At 79.3% G+C, this 1,007-nt stretch carries 1 pseudogene; it reads right to left on the reverse strand.

Annotated elements, in window-relative coordinates:
- A pseudogene (locus IE249_RS38005) lies at positions 1-453 on the reverse strand (hypothetical protein); the annotation flags it as partial.
- Positions 454-1,007: the final 554 nt, after the last annotated feature.

The following is a 1,007-nucleotide window of genomic DNA, read 5'->3' on the forward strand; positions in this document are numbered from 1 at the left end:
GTACACGGCGACGTCGCGGCCGGCGTCCAGGGGCCGCTCCCGCAGCCACTGCCAGCTCTCCGCGTCCGCGTGCAGGTCGGCCACGATCGTGGTCGTGCCCTCCGGACGCAGCCGCAGCTCCTCGCGCAGCCAGTGCCAGGGCAGGGCGGTGTAGCGCACGGTGGCCGGCGTGGTGCGGCCCAGCGCCAGATGGGGCAGGCGCTGACGGCGGTCGAGGTGGAGCTGGCCGGTGACGAACAGGGTCAGCGGTCCGGGGGCCGCGGCGGCCGCGCGCAGCCGGGTGAGGACGGCCTGCGGCTCGAGCGGGTCGGCGAGTTCCACGACGGTCGCTGCGTCGGCGCCGGACAGCACGGCGGGTTCGACGGCGGCGAGCACCGGGAGCACGGAGGCGGCGTCCACCAGACGCCCCCGGCCCACCGGCGAGGCCGCGAGCAGCAGCACGGTCGCGGACATCGTCCCCCCGTCGGTGATCCGGTCGGTCACGTGCGCGCCCGCCCCCTGCCGGCGGCCCGCGCACGTCAGCACCGTAACCGCCGCGCCCAGGACCTGAACGCCCACCCACCGCCACCGTATCCCCACCCAGCACGCCGGGCACCGACCGCGTGGACAGCCGCTGGGTCCTGCGCGGCACCGGCCGCGTCCTACGCCGGGCCGCCGGTGAGCGGGCCGTGCTCGGCCGGGCACCGCTGGGGGCGGGCCCGGGGACACCCGGCCGCATGACGCCCGCCGGCACCCGCGCGGCACCGGCCGCGAAGGCGTGCGGGGTGCCACCTGCGAGCGGACGGTGCTCGACCACGTAGCTGAGGGCGGCCCCGCAAGCACCCGGCCGTGTGAACGGCCACCGGCACCCGCGCGGCACCGGCCGCGAAGGCGTGCGGGGTGCCGCCGTGCATGAGCAGGCCGTGCTCGGCAAGGGACCCGCCGAGGGCGGGCCCGGGGGCGCAGGCGGCCGCCGGTCAGCAGGCCCGGGGGCGCAGGCGGCCGCCGGTCAGCAGGCCCGGGGGCGC

This window comes from Streptomyces anandii JCM 4720, from assembly GCF_014650655.1.
In the GTDB taxonomy this organism is placed as follows: Bacteria; Actinomycetota; Actinomycetes; order Streptomycetales; family Streptomycetaceae; genus Streptomyces; species Streptomyces anandii.